This is a genomic window from Frankia nepalensis (genome assembly GCF_016786325.1).
GTDB lineage: Bacteria > Actinomycetota > Actinomycetes > Frankiales > Frankiaceae > Pseudofrankia > Pseudofrankia nepalensis.
In genome coordinates this window covers 1-1960 of the sequence record NZ_JADWYU010000329.1, presented here as the reverse complement: position 1 = coordinate 1960, position 1960 = coordinate 1, and the positions used below count along the sequence as shown (strand labels likewise).

Sequence of the window (1960 nt, the reverse complement as noted above, 5' to 3'; positions counted from 1 at the left end):
CCCCCCCGGGCGCCCCCCGCGCGGGGCGGGCCCGGGGGGGGGGGGGGCCGCCCCCCCCCCCGACCTGGTACCGAACACGACCTGAGAGCCGGGGGCAGTCCCGATCCCAGATCAGGACCATGCCGAGTTCCGTTCCAGGTCAGGTTCCGCTTTCAGGTCGAGTTCCGTTTCCAGGTCAGGTTCCGTTCCCGGGCAAGTTCCGTTCCTGGGGCAAAGACCATGCCTCGTTTCGTGCAGGTGTTCGCGCGGCCGGGGCGCGAGGAGCGGCCACTGGGCTCCTGACCGACGGCCATCGGTCAGGAGCCCGGCGGGGCGAAGGCGGCGCGGGCGGCGGGCAGCAGGCCGCCCTCGTGGTCGAACAGCGTGAGGTTGGTGAAGGGCGCGGTCGCGCCGGGCTCCCAGCCCACGCCGGCCAGCCAGCCCGGTTCCCAGGCGACGAAGCCGAGGCCGCGGCCGTCCGGGACCTGGCGGATGACCTCGCGCAGCGCCCCGAAGTAGGCGCGCTGCCCTTCCGGAGTGGGTGGGAAGCGGCTCGCCTCCGGCAGCCGGTCGGGGTCCGCGACGCCGAGGACCGGGTCGCCGCCCGCCATCGTCCAGGGGTAGCCCGTCTCCGCGACCAGCACGTCCCCGCGGTACCGGCGCGCGAGGTCGTCCATCGTCGCGCGCAGCGCGTCCAGCGGGCCGTGCCAGAACGGGTAGTACGACAGCGCGATCACGTCGAACGGGATACCCGCCGCCGTGAGCCGGTCGAAGAAGGTGTGGCTGCCCGCCGGGTCGCCCACGCGGTCGCTGTGCAGCGCGATCCGCGGCCGGTGGCCGGCCGGGCCGCCGTCCCTGGCGCCGTCGACACCGGCGCGCACGAGGGCGAGGAAGCCGGGCCAGCCGCCCGGCTGCCCGTCGGTGAGCCGGCCGAGCGGCCAGAGCATTCCGTTCGAGATCTCGTTGCCCACCTGCACCAGGTCCGCGGGCGTGCCCTGACGGGCGAAGTCCGCGACGACGCGGCGGGTGTAGTCGCGCACCCGGGTGGCGAGCGCCTCCAGGTCGTCGCCCCGCCACGCCGCCGGCGTCGTCTGGTGCTTCGGGTCGGCCCAGGTGTCCGAGTAGTGGAAGTCCAGGAAGATCTTCATCCCGGCCGCCGCGGCGCGCCGGGCCAGCGCCAGCGCCGACGCCTCGTCCCCGTACCCGGCCGGCGGGTTCACCCACAGCCGCAGCCGCACGTAGTTCGCGCCCACGTCGGCCAGGATCCGCTCGATCGGCTCGGCGGCCCCGCCGGCCGAGTACCGGATGCCCGCCGCCTCCGCCAGCAGCGCGGTCGACAGGTCCACTCCCCGGACCGACAGCACGCCGGGCTCCCCTCGTCCGGCCGGCGCCGCCGGCCCATGGCCGCAGGACGCGACGAACGTCCCCGCCAGCAGCGCGAACGCCACCATCAGCATCAGGACGAGCACGCTCCGTCGCCGTCGTGCGCGCATCCCGGCCCCTCCTGCTCGCTGTCCACGCAGGTCAGGGCGGCCAGACGGCCGAGCCGGCTGGCCAGCTGGCGGGCCGGCTCGGCCGTCTGGCCGGACAGCCGTGTCAGCCGTCCGCCTCATCATGCCGCCGCACCGCGCGCTACCCGCGGACCACCGCCGTGGGTGCCGCGCGGTTCGCGGCTGGCACGGCCGCCCGGGCACCGGCCACCGCGGCCGAAGATCCGCCGGAGCGTCGGCGACGGTCCGCGTGGATCGCGAGCACGTCGAGCTCGGAACGCCGATCAGCGCACACAATCGGCGATCTTCAGCCGCTTCCGATCCAGCCCAACCACGATCCGGGCCGGACCACAGACCTGTCCGCCGATTTGCGGGTCATGACTCGCGGATCAGCGGACAGGTCCCAAACTCCACCACCGGCCAGACCCGTCCCGCTCCGGGTGACCCGCCCCCGCCCCCGAGCCCCGGAACCCGGCGGACGGGGCCGCGGG

1 protein-coding gene is annotated in these 1960 nt (G+C 75.5%); it reads right to left on the bottom strand.

What is annotated here, in order from left to right:
• Positions 1-296: 296 nt before the first annotated feature.
• Positions 297-1472 carry a glycoside hydrolase family 53 protein gene (locus tag I6A81_RS40990; protein ID WP_203006316.1) on the bottom strand — a complete coding sequence of 392 codons (1176 nt, stop codon included), beginning with the start codon at positions 1470-1472 and terminating at the stop codon, positions 297-299.
• Positions 1473-1960: the final 488 nt, after the last annotated feature.

Coding starts and splice junctions, on each gene's coding strand:
- I6A81_RS40990 (WP_203006316.1), bottom strand. CDS start 1,472: ATGCGCGCACGACGGCGACGGAGCGTGCTCGTCCTGATGCTGATGGTG.